This window comes from Streptosporangium sp. NPDC048047, from assembly GCF_040653115.1.
Taxonomy (GTDB): domain Bacteria; phylum Actinomycetota; class Actinomycetes; order Streptosporangiales; family Streptosporangiaceae; genus Streptosporangium.
In genome coordinates, this window is sequence record NZ_JBEZNH010000004.1 from 88,027 (window position 1) to 108,212 (window position 20,186).

Annotated in this window: 15 protein-coding genes; 1 reads left to right on the top strand and 14 read right to left on the bottom strand. The window is 73.1% G+C overall.

Annotated elements, in window-relative coordinates; all coding sequences use genetic code 11:
• Nucleotide 1: 1 nt before the first annotated feature.
• From AB0D67_RS05025 to AB0D67_RS05090, 14 genes are all read right to left on the bottom strand, one after another.
• A complete protein-coding gene (locus AB0D67_RS05025) occupies nucleotides 2-586 on the bottom strand; it encodes an RNA polymerase sigma factor (RefSeq protein ID WP_362930036.1) in 585 nt (194 codons plus the stop codon).
• A 201-nt stretch (nucleotides 587-787) separates the two neighbouring features.
• The gene (locus tag AB0D67_RS05030; RefSeq protein WP_362930038.1) at nucleotides 788-1,213 is read right to left on the bottom strand and encodes a hypothetical protein; all 426 of its coding nucleotides are present in this window, start codon (nucleotides 1,211-1,213) and stop codon (nucleotides 788-790) included.
• On the bottom strand, nucleotides 1,210-4,866 hold the full coding sequence (locus tag AB0D67_RS05035; RefSeq protein ID WP_362930040.1) for a glycosyltransferase: 3,657 nt from the start codon (nucleotides 4,864-4,866) through the stop codon (nucleotides 1,210-1,212). The genes AB0D67_RS05030 and AB0D67_RS05035 overlap by 4 nt, the downstream gene beginning before the upstream one ends.
• Nucleotides 4,867-5,396: 530 nt before the next feature.
• A complete protein-coding gene (locus AB0D67_RS05040) occupies nucleotides 5,397-6,521 on the bottom strand; it encodes a glycosyl hydrolase (protein ID WP_362930042.1) in 1,125 nt (374 codons plus the stop codon).
• A 282-nt stretch (nucleotides 6,522-6,803) separates the two neighbouring features.
• Nucleotides 6,804-7,712, bottom strand: a complete 909-nt coding sequence (locus AB0D67_RS05045; protein ID WP_362930044.1) for a glycosyltransferase family A protein — start codon at nucleotides 7,710-7,712, stop codon at nucleotides 6,804-6,806.
• 72 nt (nucleotides 7,713-7,784) lie between these two features.
• Nucleotides 7,785-9,932 carry a hypothetical protein gene (locus tag AB0D67_RS05050; RefSeq protein ID WP_362930046.1) on the bottom strand — a complete coding sequence of 716 codons (2,148 nt, stop codon included), beginning with the start codon at nucleotides 9,930-9,932 and terminating at the stop codon, nucleotides 7,785-7,787.
• Complete coding sequence (locus AB0D67_RS05055; protein WP_362930048.1) at nucleotides 9,925-10,749, bottom strand: polysaccharide deacetylase family protein; 825 nt, start codon at nucleotides 10,747-10,749, stop codon at nucleotides 9,925-9,927. The genes AB0D67_RS05050 and AB0D67_RS05055 overlap by 8 nt, the downstream gene beginning before the upstream one ends.
• Nucleotides 10,746-11,687 (bottom strand): glycosyltransferase family 2 protein, encoded by a 942-nt coding sequence (locus AB0D67_RS05060; RefSeq protein WP_362930050.1) that lies wholly within the window; start codon nucleotides 11,685-11,687, stop codon nucleotides 10,746-10,748. The genes AB0D67_RS05055 and AB0D67_RS05060 overlap by 4 nt, the downstream gene beginning before the upstream one ends.
• 2 nt (nucleotides 11,688-11,689) lie before the next feature.
• Nucleotides 11,690-12,520, bottom strand: coding sequence for a glycosyltransferase family 2 protein (locus tag AB0D67_RS05065; RefSeq protein ID WP_362930052.1), 831 nt, complete (start codon nucleotides 12,518-12,520; stop codon nucleotides 11,690-11,692).
• Between the two features lie 180 nt (nucleotides 12,521-12,700).
• Nucleotides 12,701-13,894 (bottom strand): GNAT family N-acetyltransferase, encoded by a 1,194-nt coding sequence (locus tag AB0D67_RS05070; RefSeq protein WP_362930054.1) that lies wholly within the window; start codon nucleotides 13,892-13,894, stop codon nucleotides 12,701-12,703.
• Nucleotides 13,895-13,905: 11 nt separating this feature from the next.
• On the bottom strand, nucleotides 13,906-14,277 hold the full coding sequence (locus AB0D67_RS05075) for a hypothetical protein (protein WP_362930056.1): 372 nt from the start codon (nucleotides 14,275-14,277) through the stop codon (nucleotides 13,906-13,908).
• 170 nt (nucleotides 14,278-14,447) lie between these two features.
• Nucleotides 14,448-16,226, bottom strand: a complete 1,779-nt coding sequence (locus AB0D67_RS05080) for a sigma-70 family RNA polymerase sigma factor (protein WP_362930324.1) — start codon at nucleotides 16,224-16,226, stop codon at nucleotides 14,448-14,450.
• Between the two features lie 341 nt (nucleotides 16,227-16,567).
• On the bottom strand, nucleotides 16,568-18,346 hold the full coding sequence (locus AB0D67_RS05085; RefSeq protein ID WP_362930058.1) for a substrate-binding domain-containing protein: 1,779 nt from the start codon (nucleotides 18,344-18,346) through the stop codon (nucleotides 16,568-16,570).
• Between the two features lie 196 nt (nucleotides 18,347-18,542).
• Nucleotides 18,543-19,184 (bottom strand): cation transporter, encoded by a 642-nt coding sequence (locus AB0D67_RS05090; protein ID WP_362930060.1) that lies wholly within the window; start codon nucleotides 19,182-19,184, stop codon nucleotides 18,543-18,545.
• 119 nt (nucleotides 19,185-19,303) lie between these two features.
• On the opposite strand from AB0D67_RS05090, the gene AB0D67_RS05095 reads away from it, so the two are divergent.
• A complete protein-coding gene (locus AB0D67_RS05095) occupies nucleotides 19,304-20,119 on the top strand; it encodes an RNA methyltransferase (protein WP_362930062.1) in 816 nt (271 codons plus the stop codon).
• Nucleotides 20,120-20,186: the final 67 nt, after the last annotated feature.

Below are 20,186 nucleotides of genomic sequence, written 5' to 3' on the forward strand. Positions count from 1 at the left end.
GTCACGCCTCCTCCTGGTGCAGCGGGTTGGTGTCGCCGAGCGCCGCGCGGAGCTTGCGCCGGGCCCGGTTGAGACGGGACCGTACGGTGCCGACCGGGATGTCCAGGGCCCGCGCCACCTCCTCGTACGACAGGTCGCTCCAGGCGATCAGCAGCAGGACGTCGCGGTCGCGGGCCGCGATCCCGGCCAGGGCGCGGGCGAGCGCGGGCCGGGACGCCTGGGCGGTGACCCCGGCGGCCACCCGGTCGGCGGGCGACTCCACGACGTCCTCGGGGGCGGTGCGCAGCAGCGACCGGTAGCGGGCGGCCTCGGCGCGGCGGTGCCGGGAGACCAGCCTGGTGACGATGCCGAACAGCCAGGGGCGGGCGTCGTCATAGGTCAGGTCGTAGCTCCTCCGGCGGGCGAAGGCGACCAGGAACGTCTCGCCGACGAGGTCCTCGGCGCTCTCCGGGCCGAGCCGGCGGGAGACGTACCGGTAGAGCATCGCCGCGTAACGGTCGAACAGCGCGGAGAACGCCTCCGGCCGCGTCAGGGACTCCCTGACGAGGTCGGAGTCGAGGCTCCGGGCGGTGGGCGGAGCGGTCATCGCGGGCACCATGGCATCGAGGCCGGCCTTCCGTGGGACGGGTGGTCGGTGATGTATCGCCACACGGCCGCCCCCGGGTTCACGCCCGCCGCCGCGCCGCTCCCGGCCGCACGGCTCTCCCCATGCGTACGGCCCCCCACGCGTACGGCCCCCCACCCGCACGGTCCCCGGCGTACGGCGGCGGCCGGGCGGCGCCCTGCGTCAGGAGGGGTCGGTGGAGGCCGCCACGGCGCGGCGGCGGGCACCGCGACGGGAACGCCGTGCCAGCCGCCCGGTCAGCAGCGCGCCCAGCGCGGCGACCGTGGTGACGGAGGCCAGCGCGATCATCGCCCGGTCCGTGGTGAACGTGCCGCTCATGAAGAACGCCTCGCTCACGATCACCCCGAGGGCCACGCTGAGGGCCAGGGCGAGCGCCGTGCTCTCCGTGGCGTCCCCGGCGTGGTCACGGCGTCCGAACAGCGGGCGCGCCAGGGCCAGCACGGCGGTCCCCGGGCAGGTGAGCATGAAGACGATCGTCACCGTGACCCGCAGGAAGCCGACGTCGGCCACGTGCGTCACCAGCAGGGCCAGCCATCCGGTGAGGGCGAGCAGCGGCATCGGCCAGCTCGGCCGGTTCGAGGGGGTCACTTGCTCTTCTCCGGGATCAGCTCGTAGACGACGCCCCCGGGGGTGCGCAGGAGCAGCTTGAAACGGCTCGACGCGGCGGCGCCCTTGTCGAGCCGGTCCACCGTCCCCTTGGGGAAGGTGCCCGCGGTCTCGGTGGCGGCCTTCTGTGCCCGGTTGATGATCAGATAAGCCTTCCCGTCCGGCGGAAGCCAGGACATCAGCCTGGTCAGCGACGGTACCGGATTCTTGATCATCTCCGGCAGGGTGGGGACGTTGTCGGGCAGGTCCTTCACGGCGGTGCGCGACGGCGGCAGCTCGTCCAGCCAGGTGCGGTCGTAGCGCTCGTAGTAGTCATAGGCACCCGGGAGGACGAACGTGGGCGCGATGATCTGCGAGCCGGGCGGTGCGACCTTGTAGACCGCCTGGACGAGCGCGACCTCCTCGGGGGTGAAGTAGTTCGTCTGCTCCTTGCCGTAGTTGCCGAAGAAGAATCCGGTGACCATCAGCAGGAAGACGAGCGGCAGCGCCGTCAGGCGGACCCACTCCCGGCGGGCCGGCAGGAAGAGGGCCGCGGCCAGGAACGCGGTCAGCGGCAGCGTGAACAGGTAGACCCGGAAGACGATCTCGCCGCCGTAGCTTCCGCCGGCGAGGAACAGCAGCGGGCTCACCCCGATCGCGACCAGCGGCAGCCACGCCCGCCTGAGCAGGTGGCGGCGCTTGTAGGCCCCGGCGAACGCCAGCAGCCACAGCCCGGCGGACAGCGCGCGGTCGGCGTAGGCGACGACCACCTGGCCCGGGGAGGCGTCACCGAGGGCGATGAGGCCGTCGTCGAGGTTGCCGCCGGCGTCGCCCAGCGACTCGAGGATCTCCCCGAAACGGTCCTCCAGGAGCTGCCGGGCGGCCAGCAGGTCCCAGCCCACCACGACGATCGCGGTGACCGCCAGGATGCCGAAGTTGCGGTGGCGGCGCAGCAGGACCAGGGAGAAGAGCGCGGCCGTCAGCACCAGCGGGGTGAGCTGGTGGGAGGAGGCGATGCCCAGGACGACGATGACCAGCAGGCAGGACCAGATCAGGCGGGTCCGGGTGCCGGAGACGGGCGGAGGCTCGGCGGCCAGCGCCTCGGGATCCTCACCGGCCCGGATCGGACCGCGCCGGAAGCGCCTGACCACGACGGAGAGCACGATCAGGTAGAGGACGAGGGTGGTGGCCTGGGGGGAGAAGTAGTCCTGCCCGACCCAGGAGCAGGAGAAGTAGATCCATACCGCGCCCCACACCAGCTGCCGGTTGCGGGTGACCGTACGCCAGAGCAGCAGCAGCGGCAGGAGCAGCGCGGCATTGAAGACGGCCGGTCCCCACACGGCGATGCCCAGGGCGTTCTCCAGCCCCGCGGCCCTCGTCATGAGGGCGAAGAAGGAGAAGAATCCCGGCCACTGGTGGTAGGCCGACAGCGGCGTGACACTGTGGTCGGTCGCGCCGTACCTGATCAGGTAGTCGATGACCGAGACGTGCTTCCACGCCCAGGAGTAGCGCAACGACGGGTAGAGCAGGGCGGGGGTCGCGTGGAGCACGGCGATCAGCACGAGCACGTAGCCCGCGTGCCATAACTCCAGGGCCTCCCGGTCGCCCAGCAGGCAGACGAACCCGATCACCATGACCGCGATCGCCAGCCAGAACGTGACCGGCATGACCGTGATCAGCCCGAGGTCGGTCATCCCGTCGAGGTGGACGCCGCGGAGCGACAGCCCCCACAGGATGCTGGCCAGCGGCAGCGACGTGCGGGAGACGAACCAGGTCAGGGTGCTCACCTGCCGGGCGGTCCCCTCGGTGCGCGTGGTCCGCAGCCGCCGGGCGACGTAGCCGGCGTTGACCGCCGCCAGGCCGAGGAGCATGACCAGCAGGGCCTTCCAGCCCTTGACGTCCACCGGGCCGGTGAAGGTGACGGCCCGGAAGATCGCCTTGGGCAGCCCGGCCCGGACGGGCGCCAGGTGGGCCAGTGCCCCCTCCCGCCCGCTGGCCCGCCGCGGCACGCCCGCCTGCGACCGGCCCTCGGCGAAGCACCGGGCCAGGAAGTAGGACAGGCGGGCCCGGCGCGGCGGGACGTTCAGCCGCACGGCGGCCGAGGGCTCGTGGATCAGCTTCGCCTCGGGCGCGAGCTCCCGCAGGCGGGAGCGGAGCTCGGTCGCGGTCCCCCCGGTGGGCTCGGCGGCGGCGTCGCCCGCGCGGCGGTCCAGCGTCTCGGGGAAGCCGCCCGCCTCGGACAGCGTCCGGCGCCGGAACGACAGGGCGCCGCCGTACAGGTCGTCGATCTCCTCGGTCTCCTCGGGCGCGCCGGTGCACGGCACCCCCAGGACCCAGGACAGCTCGGTGGGGAACCAGTCGGGACGGCCGGCGCTCCAGCGCGGCGTCACCCGGCCGCGCACCGCGACCACGTCGTCGTCGGCGTAGGCGGCCAGCAGGGACGCCGACCATCCGGGCTCGGGCAGTGAGCCTTCGTCCAGGAAAGCGATCACGTCACCGCGGGCGTTCGCCAGCCCGAGGTTGCGCGCCGCGGCCGCGCCGCCCGCCTCACGCCCCGGCAGCACCGTGACGCCGGCGAGCTCGGCCTCGGCCCAGGAGGCCAGCTCCGGACACTGGTCGACGACCAGGATGATCTCCTCGGGCGCCGGGTCCTGGGCGCGCAGCGCCGCGACCGTGGCGGTCAGCCGGGCCCGGGAGTCCATGGAGTCGGCGGCGAGGACCACCGACAGGGACGGTTCCGCGGTCCGCACCGCCGTCCTCCCGGCCGTCAGCACCGAACCGGCGGACACCGCGCCGGACGATCCGCCGGACGGTACGGATGACGGTACGGAGGACCCGCGGGCCCGCGCGCTCAGGAGGTCGGCCGGGACGCGCCAGCTCACGGTGGCGTCGTCGTCCTCCACGGGGGGAGCGAGGACGACGAGCTCCTCGGCTCCCTCTTCCTCCCCGGGTGTGCCGCCTTCGTCGCTCCCGCCTTCGGGTGAGGCGTCGCCGGACGGGGTCCGGGACGAGGCCGGGGGTGAGTCGTCATCCGCCTCCTCGTCCGCGTCGCTTTCGCCGTCCCGGCCGGTCCCGTCACCGGGTGAGGCGCCTTCGTCCTCGCCGCCTGGTGAGGCGTCCGTGTCCGTGTCCTCCTCCGCGATGAGGATCTCGATCTCGTCCTCGTCGCGGTCGCGGGCTCTGCCACGGTCTTCGCTGTCGCTGTCGCTGTCGCTGTCGCTGTAGCCGTCGCCGTCGCGGGCGCGGAGCGCCGCGAGCGAGGCGCCGGTCACGACGACGGTCGCGCCCTCCGCACCGGGTCCGCCCCGGCCGGGGACCGCGTCCTCCTCGGCGGACCCGTCCCTGTCGGCGGGCCCGCCGGGGGCCTCCTCGTCGGCGGGTCCGTCACCACCGGGGACCTCGTCCCCTGTTTCGTCCTCAGTCCGGTCCTGGCTCTCGGTCCGGTCCTGGTCCTCGGTCCGGTCCTCGGTCCGCAGGACGGGCCACACGGGCCAGAAGGGCTCGTCCTCCTCGCCGTCCGAGGCCGCTCCGTGGCCGGCGATGCCGCCCGAGGGCTCCTCGTCGCCGGTGGCGCCGTCCGGGGGGTGCCCGGACGCGGCGATGCCGTCCGAGGGTTCCCCGGACGCGACGGTGCGATCCGAGGCCGCTCCGGACACGGTCCCGCCGTCCGAGGGTTCAGCCTCGTCCGAAGGCTCCCCGCGGTCCGGTGACTCCCCGCCGTCCGTGGACTGATCCTCGTGCGAGGACTCCACACGGTCCGGCGACTTCCCGCCGTCCGTGGGCCCAGCCTCGTCCGTGGGCTCCTCGTCGCCCCGGGAACGTTCCGGCGTCCCGGACGCCGCGGTCTCCCCGGGGCTTCCGGGAGACGCGGCCGGAGTGGACGGCGGTCGCGCGAACGCTCGGGTGGCCGGCTCCTCGTTGACTTCTTCGGCCTTCCTGCCCGCCACGCTCGCCCTCTCCCGGTCCCCGTCATGCCAATGCCAGACCCCGACTTTACTCCGCGCGGATTCTCCTCCGTGCCTGGCTGCCGGGACTCCCGCCTGGCGTGTTCCATCGGGATCCACCAGATTCCCGGCATGCCGCCGTACGGGGCCGGGTCCCTTCCCGGCGCGGTGCCGTCATCGCCCGCGCCCGGTCGCCGAAGCGCCGCCGTGCGGATGACCCCCGGACGGCGGCGCGTCGTCGCTCAGCCCGTGGCCTGCGCCTTGCCGCCCTGCGCCGCGCCCGGCTGCTTGAAGTAGGGGTCCCGGCCGGCCTCGGCGAACGCCTCCATGACGCCGGAACCGGTCAGTCTGAAGTCACAGGACTCGCCGTCGACGTTGTTCCACTGGATGAACGCCTTGAGGTTGGGCATCGTCTTCGCCACGTCCGGGATGTCGCGGTACCAGTCGGCACGCGCGGAGGAGTCGCTCTTGTCGCTCTCGGTGCCGTACTCGGCCAGCATCATCGGCTTGCCCGCGAAGCCGTTCTCCTGGAACCAGTCGTAGGTGGGCCGCACCGTCTTCTCGAAGTCCTGCCAGGGGGCCTTGCGGCAGGAGGCGAAGTTGTAGGGGTCGTAGCTGATCCAGTCGACGTAGTCGTCGCCCGGGTAGTACGACTTCCACCGGTCGCGGAACGGGTAGTAGCCGGTGACGCCCCAGACCCAGACGGCGTTGTCCGCGCCCTCCTGGCGGAAGCCGTCGACGATGTGCTTGTAGGCCGCGATGTAGTCCTTCGGGTCCTGGCCGGTCTCGTCGCGGTCCTTCTCGCCGTCGAAGCCGACCAGCACGGGCTTGCCGTACTCCCTGACCCGGGCGGCCTGGTCGATGATGGCCTGGTCGTAGTATCCGGCCGCGATCTCCTTCCAGGGGATGTCGAGGTTGTCGCTCCAGATCGACGACTCCCAGCCGAGGAGGGTGAGACGGTCGGAGCTCAGCGCGACCTCGCCGTCCCGGAAGAACCGCCCGGACGGGCTGTCGGACATGTCGTGGTAGCTAATAGTGATGTCCAGCTTGCGGCCGATCTGCTTCTCGACGGCCCCCACGCCGGAGACGAGCTGGGCGTCGCTGGTCACCGGCACGTGCATGCCCCACCAGGCCCCGCAGGGCGGCACGAGCTTGTCGGTGGGAGCGCAGGAGGTGGGCGAGGTGCTCTCCCCCGGGATCGTCGGGGGAGGGGGAGCGGCCGCCTCGCCATCGCCGCCGCCTCTGGAGACGAGCGCGTAGATGCCCGCCGCGGCCACGAGAACGCCGGCCAGGGCGACGAGCAGCCACCGTGAGACCGGGGATTTCCCCGCGGGTCTGGCGTGCCTTCTGTTTCCAGGCTGGCTCATGAGTCCGTCCGAGTGGGTGAGGCCGGGAGAACGGTGACGATCAACATAGAGCGCGTCTTCTCAGGTCGTTCGAATTTTAATTGATTTTTATATGAGATCATGCCCGTCCGCTGTTATGGCGAGCATAAGGAGACGCGCTTAACCGCAGGTGGTCGCCGCTCCGGCCGTTTCTTACGGTTTCCTGTGAATCTGTGGACTCACGGATTCCATCGGTTTCCGCCGGGCGCCGCTTTCTCTGATCCCCCGTGGATGCCGGGCCCGCCGTGGCGGGGCCTGGGTCCGTCAGATGCCGCGGCCCATCCGCTGCAGCCGGCTCACGATCGCGTCGGCGGGCACCCCGGCGGTCACGGCCAGCGCGAGGTAGGCGCGCGGCTCCCAGGGGCGCTTGCGCACGGTGCGGCCGATCCAGCGCAGCGCCTGCGAGGAGTGGCCCATGGACGCCTCGGCGAAGGCGATCTTCCCGCTGAGCTGAGCGTAGCCGCCCGCCCCGGCGAACTCCGGGTACCGGTCCAGTATCCAGCGCAGCGCCTCGGAGACGGTCGCGCTGATGTCGACGAAGGAGAAGTAGGAGGAGTTGTGCATCCGCAGCCGCACCCCGATCTCGGGGAGGTTGGCGATCGGCCCCAGCTTGGCGGCCCGGAGCAGCAGCTCGTAGTCCTCGCCGTAACCGCCGGGCAGCTCCTCGCTGACCAGCCCGAAGCCCTCCACCAGCGCCTCGCGCCGCATCAGGTAGGTCGAGGGGTGCATCGCGGGGAGCTGCTTGTTCAGCAGGTCGCGCAGGGTCACCGAGGTCATGGGGATCGACCTGGGATAGGAGGAGGTGTCGTTGAACATCTCCACCCCGCAGGTCACGAAGTGCCCGTCGCCGAGCGCGGCCACCTGGGCGCGGAGTTTGTGCGGCAGCCACAGGTCGGTGTCGTCGCAGAAGGCGACCAGCTCGCTGTCGGCCATGAGGCTGCCGGTGTTGCGGGCCCCCGCGATCCCCGGCTGCCGCTTGTTCGGGGTGACCAGCACGCGGCGTCCCGGGGCGTCGGACGCGAACGACTCGTCCGTGTCGCTCTGGTCGAAGACGGCGACGCACGTCACGTCGCCCGGGTAGTCCTGGCCGAGGATCGAGTCGATCGTCTCACGGAGCAAGTCGGGGCGGTTGCGGGTGGGAATGACTGCGGTGACCGCCGGCCAGTCGTTCACGATGGGTCCTTTCAATGGAGCTTGAGCTGTGGGGAGACGCAGGTCGAGCGCCGTGGCGGCAGTCTAGGTGGTTCAGGCCGCCGTTCTCAGAGGCTCGTCCGTCGAGGAGACGGCCGGCTCGGGTCCGCGCCGTGTCCTGCGCGCCGGCGTCAGCGCCAGCGCGGCGGCGCACAGGCCGAGCAGGACGGCCAGGGCCACCTGCGGGGACCCCGTCGAGACGAGCCGGAAGACGATCGTCACCAGCATCACCGCGGGCCAGCGCAGCCGCTCACCGGCACGGAGCGTCCGTACGGCCAGCGCCGCCGGAGCCAGCGCGGCCACCGCGAAGGCGGCCGGCGCCCACGCCAGCAGCCAGGTCGGGTCGGTCAGGCCCATGGCACGCGCCAGGAAGGCCGGCAACGCCAGCAGCAGGTCGCCGCCCGGGGCCTCGCCGGTGGTCATGATCCGCAGCACCCGGCCGGCGAGCTCCGCGGCCGGACCGGCCTGCGCCGCGGTGGCGTTCAGGCACACCGCGACGGCGACGAGCTGTGTCCACAGTACCGGGCGGCGGCGGTTCATCAGCAGCTCGGCGGCGAAGGCCACGATCAGCAGCCCGGCGCCGGCGACGGCCGCGGCGGTGGACGGGAACGACGGGGCGCCGCCGGAGACGGCGGCGAGCGCGACCACCGCCAGCCCCTCGGCGGTGATCAGCGGCGGCAGCCAGGCCCTGGCCCGCACCGCCAGGGGCACGCGGGGCCGTACGGGTGCGGCCTCCCGCCCGGCGGCCCGGTCCGGGCCGTGCGCCGCCGACGACGCCACGGTCGCCACGGTGGGCTGGGCGTCCACGATCATCATGACCAGGGTCGGGGTCTCGTCCGGCGAGAGATCGGCCTCCGCGGCCGGGGCCTGCGGCGCCGCGCGCAGCACGGAGACCAGGCCGGGCGTGATGACGGCCACCACGACCAGCTGGGCGGTCAGCGCGCCGATGCCCACGCCGGTGATGCCGTAGAGCCGGAAGAAGACGAACGACAGGCTCACGACCAGCACGCACAGGAGCGCCTGGAGCATCAGGAGCGTCCGTACCCGGCTGCGCGCGCGGAGCACGCCGAGGTAGATCTCGATCACCGCGTGCGGCAGGCACGCGAGGGCCAGCAGCCGCAGCACCGCCGCCCCGTGATCGGCGTAGGCGGGGCCCCAGCCCAGGCGCAGCACGAGCGGCGCGCTCAGCGCGGCCACGGTGACCACCGGGACCAGCAGCATCAGGGTCCGCCGCAGCGCGAGGCGGCACTTGCCGGCCAGCAGCGAGGGGTCGCCGGAGCCCTCGATGGTCAGCGAGATGGCCATGTTGAGGGCGAGCATGTCGAAGACGCCGACGAGCGTGACGGCCGCGCCGTAGTACCCGGCGACCTTCGCGTCGACGCCGCCCGACACGATCGCCGGCACGAGGTAGACGCTGATGAGGATGAGCAGCGTGCCGGGGAAGTCCCCGGCGAGGAAGCGGCCGATGCGGCGCGAGCGGGGCGGGGCGCGGTGGGCGCCCCTGGCGGCGGCCATCGGCGACAGCCTGCCGAAGATCGCGATGCTGATCGGCACGACGGTGATCGCCACCGGGATCGTCCATGCGAGGAAGATCCCGGTGCCGGGGAAGACCGGGGCCAGCACCGCCACCAGGACGATCTTGGCGATTCCGACGCCCACCCCGATCAGCGGCACCCAGGTGGCCTTGCCCAGGGCGGTGAGCACCACGTCCTGGAGGGTGAAGACCGACCACAGGACGACCGATAACAGGAACCACCCGGCCGTGCCGATCCCGTGCAGGCTCCCGTAGTTGGGCCCCCAGAGGTCGAGCGTGGCCAGGAAGAAGCCGGTGGCCAGGGCCGCCGCGCCGCCGCCCACGAGGTACGCGGCGCCGACGAGCCGCCCGGTCGCCCGCCCGCCCTCGGGCAGGAAGCGGGTCAGCGCGCCGACGAACCCGAACGCGGTCATCGCCGCGAGCAGGCGCATCGCGGCGATGAGCGCGAAGGAACGGCCGTAGTCGCCCTCGGAGTAGAACCGGGCGGCCACCGTCCAGTAGGCGAGCCCCAGGGCGCCCGCGGCGCCCGCGTTGACGATCAGCGAGTAGGCGTTGCGCAGCAGGGGGTCGTTGAGGTCCTTGGGAAGACGGCTCCACAGGTTCTTCAGCGGCCCGTCCCGCGTCACCCGGGTCTCCGCCGTTCCACTGGAGAGACTCGTGTCACTCACCTGCCGTTACCCGCCCCCGCGCGTACAGCGTCGAGACCTGGCGCCACCCGTAGCGTGTGCGGCGCACCAGCGCGTAACCCTTGGTGAGGGCCCGCTCCCGCAGGTAGAGCAGGGGCAGCGCCTCTCCCTCGACGGCCTTGGTGAACTTCGCCATGGACGTCCGCTCGGTGATCGTCAGGCGGGGGATCGTCAGCATCTCGTCGCCTTCCTCGAAGGCGTCGTTCGCCACCGCACAGGCGGTCCAGTACCCGGCCCGGCGCACCTCCCTGCGCACCCGCGCGCTGGAGTAGCCGTAGGGGTAGGCCATCGTGGCCACCGGGCGGTCGATCTGGTCCTCCAGCAGGGCCCGGTTGGTGCGCAGCTCGTTGCGGAGCTCGGCGTCGGGGAGCTGGTCGAGCTGCGGGTGGCTGTGGCTGTGCCCGCCGATCTCGATGCCGCAGGAGACGGCCTCGCGGACCTGGCTCCACGCGAGCATCGGCGCCAGCCTGCGCCCGGCCGCGCGGGGGCCGGCGTCTTGGACCCAGCCGCTGGTCACGAAGACCGTGGCGGGGTAGCCGAACCGGTCGAGGATCGGCAGCGCGTCGCTGTGGAAGTCGGCGTAGCCGTCGTCGAAGGTGATCGCCACCGGTTTGGCCGGCAGCTTCCCGGTCCGGTGCACGCCCGCGACCAGGTCCGACAGCGTCATCGGGGTGAAGCCCCGGTCGTGCAGCAGGCCGAGCTGCTCGGCGAAGCGCCCCGGCGAGACGGCCAGCGGCCGGGTCGCGTCGTTCGGGGTGTCGCTCACCGCGTGGTACATCAGTATCGGAACGCCGGTCATGACCGCCCCAGCCTCAGCCGGGCGGTGCCCACCGCGTACCCCCAGGCGGTCCAGGCCAGGCCGACCACGATCGCCGCGGCCCGGCCGAGGCCGGCGAGGTCGCCCCGCAGCGCCGAGCCGACGCCGCGCAGCACCCCCAGGGGCAGCGTCCTCGTGGCGTAGCTCCGCTCGCTCGACAGGCCGTCCTGGGCGCCGACGCTGGAGGCGACCAGGGCCTTGGACAGGCCCTCGGCGTAGCAGCGCGACCGGAAGTAGGCGAAGCCCATCCGGGGCGCGGGGACCTTGTGGCCGATCACCGCTCCCGGCTCGAACAGCATCACCGAGCCGGGGCGCCGCTGGGACAGGCGGATGCAGAACTCGGTCTCCTCGCAGCCCAGCGGGCGGCTCTTACGCCCCTGCACGCTGCGGCCGATCCCGGTGTGGAAGCCGCCGACCTCGCCGACGACCTCGCGGCGGAAGGCGGCGTTGCCGCCCATGACGTTGCGGATCGGAGCCCGGACCGTGGGCATGCCCCGGTAGGTGCAGCCCACGGTCCAGTCGAACTCCTCGGGGAACCAGCGAGGGCGGCGCCCCGTGGCCCACAACGGCCTGGTCAGCCCGCCCACCCCCACGACGGACGGGGTCTGGAAGCCCTCCTCCAAAGCCTCCAGCCAGCCAGGCTCGGCCACCGCGTCGTCGTCCAGATAGGCCACGACATCGCCGGTGGCGATCTCCGCGCCGGTGTTCTTGCCACCGGACAGGCCCTTCTGGTGCGTGTTCTCCACCACGACCACGTCCGGATGCTCCTGCTTGAGTCTCAGGTGCAGGTCCGGGTTGTGGTCGACCACGAGGATGACCTCGTACGGCGTGCGTCGCTGGTCCAGCACGGACCGGACGGCCGCCCGGATGTCCTCCCAGCGGTCCTCGGTGTAGACACAGATGACGACACTGATCTTCATGGCTATGCCGCGCCCTGATCCGCCGCGGGGGTGGCAGTGGGCTCCGGCAGCGCCGCGGCGGGACGCCGGCGGCGCTCGCGCAGGATGGTGCGCAGCACGCGCAGGCCGTCGCGGACGACGTGCAGGTTGCTCTCGCCGTGGATCCGGCACCGCTCGTGGCTGGGCACCTCCTGGATGCGCAGCCCGGCCTTGGCGGCGCGGATGTTCATCAGCGTCTCGACTTCGAAACCCTCGCAGTCGAGGTCGAGGGCCGGCAGGTGCCGGGCCCAGAAGGCGTTGTAGCCGTAGCAGAGGTCGGTGTAGCGGGTGCCGTAGAACCAGTTCACCAGCGTGGTCAGGACCGTGTTGCCGGCCCGGCGGCTGAAGGTCAGGTCGTCGCTGCCGCCGCCCGCGGCGTAGCGCGACCCCTTGACGAAGTCGGCTCCGGTGACCAGGGCGCCCACGAACTGGATGATCTCGTGGCCGTCGGTGGAGCCGTCGGCGTCGATCATCACGATGATGTCGCCCGTGCACGCGGCGAAGCCCGCCGAGAGCGCGTCGCCCTTGCCCTTGCCGCGCTGGGTGACGACCTTCACGTTGGGACGCAGCCGCCGGGCCACGGCCACGGTGTCGTCCACCGAGTTGCCGTCCACGAGGACGATCTCGTCGATCCACTGCGGCAGCGTGGCGAAGACGTGCGGGAGGTTCTCCGCCTCGTTCATCGCGGGCACGACGACGCTGACGGTCGGGGAGACGGCCATGTGCGGGGTGATGGGAGTGAAGCGCTCGATGGGCGGCACCGAGCGCAGCACGCCGAGCTGCTTGGTGTTCTGTCTGACGGTGTCAGGATTCATGATGACGGATGTTCCTTTGGTCCTTCCGCCCGCTCGCCCTCACTCGGGAAATGAGAACGGCGTGACTTCGGTAGAGGGAGCTTGCGTTGGGGACGATCGGGGACGTCGGGGACAGGGACAGGGACTGGAGGGGAAGAGGGGGCCGGGGGTCGTCGAGGGGGGCTGAAGGGGCTGAGGGTGTCAGCGCGCCCGCGACGACTCCTGAGCGGCGGGCCGTTCCGGGACGGCGGACCGTTCCGGGACGGCGGCTCGCGGTTCCCCCGCGGCGGGCCGCGGCGCGAGGCCGTTCTCCCGCGGGGTGGTGCGCGACTGGAGGCTCGACCGTGCCCGGCCGTAGCCCTTGAGCACACGGTCGGCCGCGCGGAACAGCGTGGGGTTCTCCACCACGACGGCGCGAAGCCGGTTGACGGGCACCCGGCGCAGCCACTGGGCGGCCGCGACGGGGGACGGCCGCGAGACGCGCGCCTCGGCGACCATGACGGAACCGGTCTTGAGCCAGTCCTTGTACTCGCGCCCGCCCTTGCCCATGTCCACCTGCGCGAGACCCGCCGCGGCGGCGTGCTCGGCCATGTGCAGGTGGTGCATGATCCCGGGCGAGTACCGCGCGTACTCGGGGTCGTAGGCGGGGAACCACCCGACGAGGGTGGTCTCCGTACGGAGGCCGAAGTGCCCGGCGACGGGCGTGTCACCGGCGTAGAGCATGGTCAGGACGCCCGCGAAGTCGGCGGACGGCCCGGCGTGCAGCTCCTCGACGAGCCGGACGATCCACGGCTGGGAGAAACGGTCCACGCGGCCGGTCCGCCGGTACTGGTCGGACTTCCATCCGAGCAGCGTGCGCAGCGTCGCGGGGTCGGCGGAGTCGTACTCGAAGCGGATCTCACCCTGCTCGCGGCCGAGCTTGCGCTCCTTGTAGCGGACCGTCTTGTAGTTCTTGGAGGACTGGGCGCGCACCTGCTCGACGTAGGCGTCGAAGCCGCCGCGGAGGTCCATGAGCGGCGCCGGCCGCACGTCCGTCTCGTGCGGGGCGAACGTCGGCTGGCCCGGGACCAGGTACTCGAACTCGAGGGCGGAGATCCCGCAGCCGCGCAGCAGTTCGCGGGAGTCGAGCCGCAGGTCCGGTACGGAGATCAGCCCGTGGCAGGTGGTCAGGAAGCCGCCCAGCGGCCTGCCGACGCCCAGGCCGTGCCGCTCGTAGGGGAAGAACCCGGCGATGACGCCGTCGTCCTCGATCACGGCGACCCGCACGTAGTCGCGCAGCCGTCCCATGGCCCGGGTGAACTCCACCGACAGGAAGGGGCTGTCGAGGCTGGGGGAGGCCTTCTGGAGCTCGCGCCACCGTGACGCCTCGGACTCCCCGAGATCCCTCGGACTCACGACGGTGATCTTCACTTCGACCCGGCCCCCTGTTCGGTCCGCAAGCGTGCGTTCTTCGGCTGCAGCAGGCGTAGTACGTAGATGAAGCCGCTGAGCACCGCGATCGTCGCCACTCCGGCGCGAGGCGACCATGCGTCAAGGATCAGCATCGAGGTGGCAAGGGAAACGTTCATGACCAGACTTGCCGCTACCCCTGTCGATATTGCCGTAAGAGAGTCACGATCCCGCAACAGTCCTACCACGGCGACCCCGGGGGTAAGCAAAACGAACAGACCCGTCAAAGCCGGCCGCAGCGGGGTGTCGATCCCCGCCAGCGCGATCACGGCGCCCGCGGCGCAGGTCGCTGCCAGGATCCACCTGAGCACCACGCGGTGACCCGGCATCCCCTGACTCCCCGATCCGATCTCGTTTCAGCACCCGTCTTCACACGGTTGATCGCAGTCTCATGTGACCAACCACTCCACTGCACGTCAATGCCGACGCCTGGCAGAGGTGCCCGGTTTACAGGATCGTAAAAAGAAGTACCTAATCCGGTCGGCCGGAGGTCAGTGATTCAGGTCGCCTCCGAAGCGCTGGGGACCTCCGCGGAGGCGGCGGCGGAAGGGTCGGATGATGGGACGGGCAGCGGGTCACCCGGCGGGTCTTCCTCCTCCTGACCAGGCGCTTCCCAAGAAAGGGCACAGCCGAGGACGCGGCCGGCGGCTCTGATCGCGACCCGCCCGGAGCCGCTCTCGCTCGGGTCGGCGGCAGTGACCCATATCACCGCTCTCCCGCCGGCCGCCAGCCGTCCCGAGGCGGGGCTGACGTCCAGCCCGCCCGAGGCGGACGCCGACCACGACAGCGCGCCGCCGCTCGCCGTCAGGCTGACCTGCCCCGCGCCCCTGCCGAGGTCCGCGGGACACGAGACGGCCGGCCGCCCGGCCGCCGGGGTCGCGGTGGCCCGGCGGGAGGGGCCGCGCCGGGGAGCGGGCCGCGGCGGAGCGGGCCGGGCAGGGCCCGCGGCGCGCGAGGGGGTGGGGACGGCCGGGGCGGACGTCCTGGATCCGGACCCGTCCTCCTCGTCCCCGGTCGGCTCCGGGTCCTCCGGCGCGGTCTCCCCGGCGTCCGCCGGGTCGCCGGGCACGGGCTCGGAGGGGTCCGCCTCGGGCCCGGGGCCCAGGGAGATCACGGCGGGCTCCCCGGCGGGCGCGGCGCCCCGTGCCGGACCCCCGGCGAAACCGCCTCCGGTGACGGCCACCATCACCCCGGTCGCCGCCAGCACGCAGGCCGCCGCCACGACCGCCGGCTTCGCCCCCCGCGGGGCACGCCGGGCACTCCCGCCCGTCCGGCCCGCACTCCCGCCCGTCCGGCCCGCGCCTCCACCGGCTCGGCCCGCGCCTCCGCCGGCCGGGCCCGCGCTCCCGCCCGTCCGGCTCGTGTCTCCGCCCGTCCGGCCCGCGGCCTCGCGCCCCCGGTCCGTCCTCGCGCGCCGCGCCCCCGCCGTACGGCGCCGCCCCCCGCGCCCCCCGGTGCCCACCGGGAACCCGGACCGGTCGAAGCGGCCGACCGGCCCGGCGACGGCGGCACGGGCGTCACGCAGCTCCGGATCCACACAGGTCGCGATGACCCGGCGGCGCAGGGACAGCGGCGCGAAGGCCGCCGGCACCAGGTCGAGCAGCCGCTCGGCCGGCACGTGCCGGCCGCGCCGCTCCACGCAGACCTCGCAGCGGGCGATGTGGCTCGACAGACGCCTGCGCAGCATGGCCGGCAGCGGGCCCTCCAGCGAGTCCACCATGGCCGACAGGTCCGGGCAGTGCGCCCGGCCGACCTTGGCCAGCACCACCGCGGCGGCGGTGTTCTCCAGGTGGTCGCGGGCGCGGGCGAGCCGGGCCGCGACCTGCCGGGAGCTCAGGCCCAGCACGGCGCCGGCCTCCGCGGCGTCGAGGCCGTGCCGGACCGACAGCAGCAGGACCTCACGCTCCTGCCCGTCCAGCTCGGCCAGGGTCTCGTGCACCAGGAGGGCCAGTTCCCGCTCACCGGGGTCGTCGGGGAGGTCTTCGGGGTCCATGACATCCAGGACCGCTGTGCGGGCCGGCTCCCGCGGGTTCCGGGACCGCCCGGCGGACTCCACCCGGGTCAGCGCGTACAGCCACGGGCGCAGCCGTCCCGGGTCGCGCAGCAGGTCCACCCGCTCCCGGGCGGTGACCAGGGCGTCGTGCACGGCGTCGGCCGCGTCGCCGGCCGCGCCGTCACGGTCGCCCAGCAGCGAGCGGGCGTAGTCGTGGAGACGGTCGGCATAGGAGTCGTAGAGGGTCGCCGGCGCCGCCGCACCGGCACGCCGGAGCTCCTCCACCAATCGTCGATCATCGGTTCGGCCTGTGGCCGGCCATCCGGGCACGTGCGTTCCTCCCCGCGGGACGGGCTCGTTCACGGGCCATGCCCGAGACCCCACACGCGTAGGAGACGCCACCCCTGGGCGGCAGGTTGTCCTGAAAGCCCCATGCCATGCGCATACGGTATGAACTGGGGAAACTGTGATTCATGGGGCTGTTGTGAACAGCCTCGTGACGCTCGCCGCGGGGCCGTTCACGACCGGAGACGACCCGCGGGGCCCTTCACGGCCGGAAACGGACGCCGGGACGGGCGCCGCCGGAGGGGACGCGCCGGGCCGCCCCCGCGGGGAACCGCGGGGACTCAGCAGTCCGGCAGGCAGGTGCGGCGCCGCATTCCCTCCAGGAAGAACGTGCGGACCTGGAGGATGTCCTTGGCGATGAACGCCTCGCCGCCGGTGGCCTCGGCCAGCGCGTCCATCCGGACCTTGCCCTTGGCGGCGTCCGGCCCGAAGGCGATGAGCAGGATGCTGACCGGCCTGTCCGGGTCGTAGGCGTCGCGCAGGTACTTCAGGATCTCCGAGTCGGACAGGCCGCCGCCGGGGTCGTCGTTGCCCGCGCCGTCGGTCAGGACCAGAACCGTGTTGATCTTGTCATCCCGGTACTCCTCGGTCATCTGCGCGTAAGCGGCCCGGAGCGTGTCGTTCAGCCCGGTGTCGCCGGTGGGCAGGGCCCGGATCGCCGCGAACTTCCGGGCCAGCAGGTCCTTGCGGAGCACGCCGTCGACGCGCTCGGCCAGCGGGCCGACCGGGACCGTCTTCCGGAAGTCCACCCCGGGACCGTCGAGGTCGGTGGAGAACTCCCAGACGCCGATCTCGCTCTTGGGCGGGAACAGCCGCATGCCCTCGATGGCGATCTTGGAGATCACCTCCATCCGGTCGCGCCCGGTTCCGGGGACCGGCAGGGCCATCGTGCCGGAGACGTCCACCAGCGCCAGCAGCCGCGTGCCGAGGTTCAGCCGCGACCACGACCGCGTCATCCGCGTGATCTCCGCGGGGCCGGGCGTCTTCAGCCGCCGGGGCGCCTCGGCCCGGAAGCCGCCGCCGGGGGAGAGCGCCGCGCCGGCCGTACCGTCCGGGGTGCGGAAGCCCTGGCGGCGCAGCTCCTCGCGGGCCGCCTCGGTGCCGAACTCGGCGGCGAAGGCCGCCGCCGCCCGCCGTACGGCCGGGTCGGCGCCGGTGACCACCAGCGGGTAGTCCAGGTCGAGGGTCCCCTCGGCCGGGTAGAGCGGCACGACCGGGACCTCGGGTTTCTCCGCGGCGCCGAACGCCCACACGCCCTGCTCGGAGGCGACGCCCACGGGGGCGCGGCTGCCCTTCACGCCGAGGCTCGACAGCAGCGCCTCCGGGTCGCGGACCGCGGAGCCGGACAGCGTCTTCAGCGCGCCGGCGAGCTGCTCCTGGCTCGTCCCGGCGGCAGCGGCCGCTCCGGAGGCGGCCAGCAGCGCGCCCAGCCCGGCCGCGTTGGCCACGGGGTCGAGCGCGAGCACCCGCACCTTGCGGCCCGGCCCCTCGACGTTGGCGACGTTCGCGGCGTCGACCACACCGCGCCAGCTCACCTCGCCGAGGTTCTTCCGCAGGTCGCCGACCACGGCCTCGGACGCCGCCAGGACGACGGGGGAGCGGGCGAGCGACGCGCCGGGGGCCGGGACGCCGGGATTCCTCTCCCGCAGGCCGGTCACCCACAGCGACGAGTCGGGGATCCACACGTCCATCGCGCCCGGCATGCCGGCGCCGTCCTCCAGCGCGGAGGCCACGGCCGCCGGGGCCTCCTTCGTCACCGCGACCCTGACGCAGCGGCCGCCGACGTCGTGCCGGGCCCTGGTGAAGCGTTCGGCGATCCGGGACACGGCCGGCGCGATGTCCGGTGAGGCGGTGACGCGCACCGCGACCTGCCCCCCGGTGCATCCCCGGTCCCGGTTGACGACCACGAAGGCGGCGACGCCCAGCAGCACGGCCAGCGCGACCGCGCCGGCCAGCGGGGCGAGCACCATTCCGGGCCGGGTACGGCGCTGCCTGGCCGGCGGCGAGGAGGGGGAGGGATGGCCGTCGTCGAGCTCATCCGTCCGGTGGCGTCCGCCCACGATGCCTTCTCAAGGGGTTCGAAGTCTGGAGCCGGCGCACGCTCCACGGAACGCGCCGTGGCGGGTCACCTTATAGGTAGATGTCCCGCAATGTGCACGGAACTGTACTGGGAATGACAGGTGCGGTGAAACACCAGTCGTGGTACGGAGAACGCCGCGTGTGCCGGGACGAGACCTTTGCGGTTCCCGCGGATCCTCAGTGATGGCAGCAGGCGTGCCCGCGCCAGGCCCGCCGGCCCTCGCGCACGGCGACCGCCGCCAGCAGCGTCGCCACGGCGGGATCGGCCCACCACCAGCCGGCCGTCTCGTTCAGCGCCAGCCCCGCGAGCACCCCGGCGGCCAGCACCGCGCACAGCAGGTTCTGGGTGCCCTCACCCGAGGTGGCGGCCGAGCCCAGCCGCGCGCCGAGCCGCCGCTTGGCCAGCCCGAGCAGCGGCATGCTCGCCAGGCTGACCGACGTCACCACCACGCCCAGGAGGCTGGGCTCGGCCCGGTTCCCCGCGTCCAGGTCGTGCGCCACATGGAGCACCAGATAGGGGGCGAGCACCCAGAAGCTGACCGCCACCGCCCTGCGCGCCTTGACCTCGGCGTCGGCCGAGCGGGTGCGCGACCCGGTGAACCGCCAGACGACGATGAGACTGGCCGCCGCCTCCACCAGAGACGACACCCCCCAGCCGATCAGCGCCAGCGAGTGGGCACCCAGCCCGGCGGCCAGCCCGAGCACACTCTCGACGCCCAGCCACGCCAGGGTCGCCAGCGACAGGATCCGGGCCCGGCGGGCGTCGCGCAGCCACCCGTCCCCCACCACCGGCTGTGACAGCACGACCCGGTCGGCCACGACGCCCCCGATCTCCCCGACGAAGCTCCCAGCAACATACAGGTCACGGAGCGTTACCGAGGCGCGTACGCGAGGCTTCGCCGGAAAGCGGCGCGGGGTGGTCGTGGCAGTATGCCAAGGTGATTGACGCCTCCGATCCCCGACTGGCCGACTACGCCAACCTGCGCGACGTCGAGCTGCGCAAGAGCCTGGAGGCCCGGCACGGGCTCTTCATCGCCGAGGGGGAGAAGGTGATCCGCCGGGCCGTGGCCGCGGGCTACCCGGTGCGCTCGGTGCTGCTGACCCGCCGCTGGGTCGCCTCCCTCTCCGACGTGCTGGAGGGTCTCGGCGACCGGGTCCACGTGGTGGACGACGCCGTCATGGAGGAGGTCACCGGCTTCCCGGTGCACCGGGGCGCGCTGGCGGCCATGGAACGCAGGGCGCTGCCCTCCGTGGCCGGGCTCCTGGGCGGCACGTCCCCGGAGGGGCCCCGGCGGGTCGTGGTCCTGGAGGACCTCGTCGACCACGGCAACGTCGGCGCGATCTTCCGGTGCGCCGCCGCTCTCGGCGTCGAGGCGGTGATCCTGTCACCCCGCTGCGCCGACCCGCTCTACCGCAGGTCGGTGAAGGTCTCGATGGGGGCGGTGTTCGCGGTGCCGTACGCGCGCATGACCGACTGGTACGGCGGGCTGGCGGAGCTGCGCGCGGCCGGGTTCCGCACCCTGGCGCTGACCCCCGACCAGTCGGCCACGCCCCTGGACCGGGCCGCCATGACCGGGCGGGTGGCGCTCCTGCTGGGCTCGGAGGGCGACGGGCTCTCCTCGCGCTGGCTGCGCGAGGCCGACGAGCCGGTCTGCATCCCGATGAGCCCGCAGGCGATGGACCTCGGCGTCGACTCCCTCAACGTGGTCGCCGCGGCGGCCATCGCCTGTCACGGCCTGATGCGCGGGCGGTGAGTTCCGGGCCGGCGCGGCGGGTCCCTCCGCGGCGCCCCGCTCACCCGGGGCCCGTCTCGCCACGATC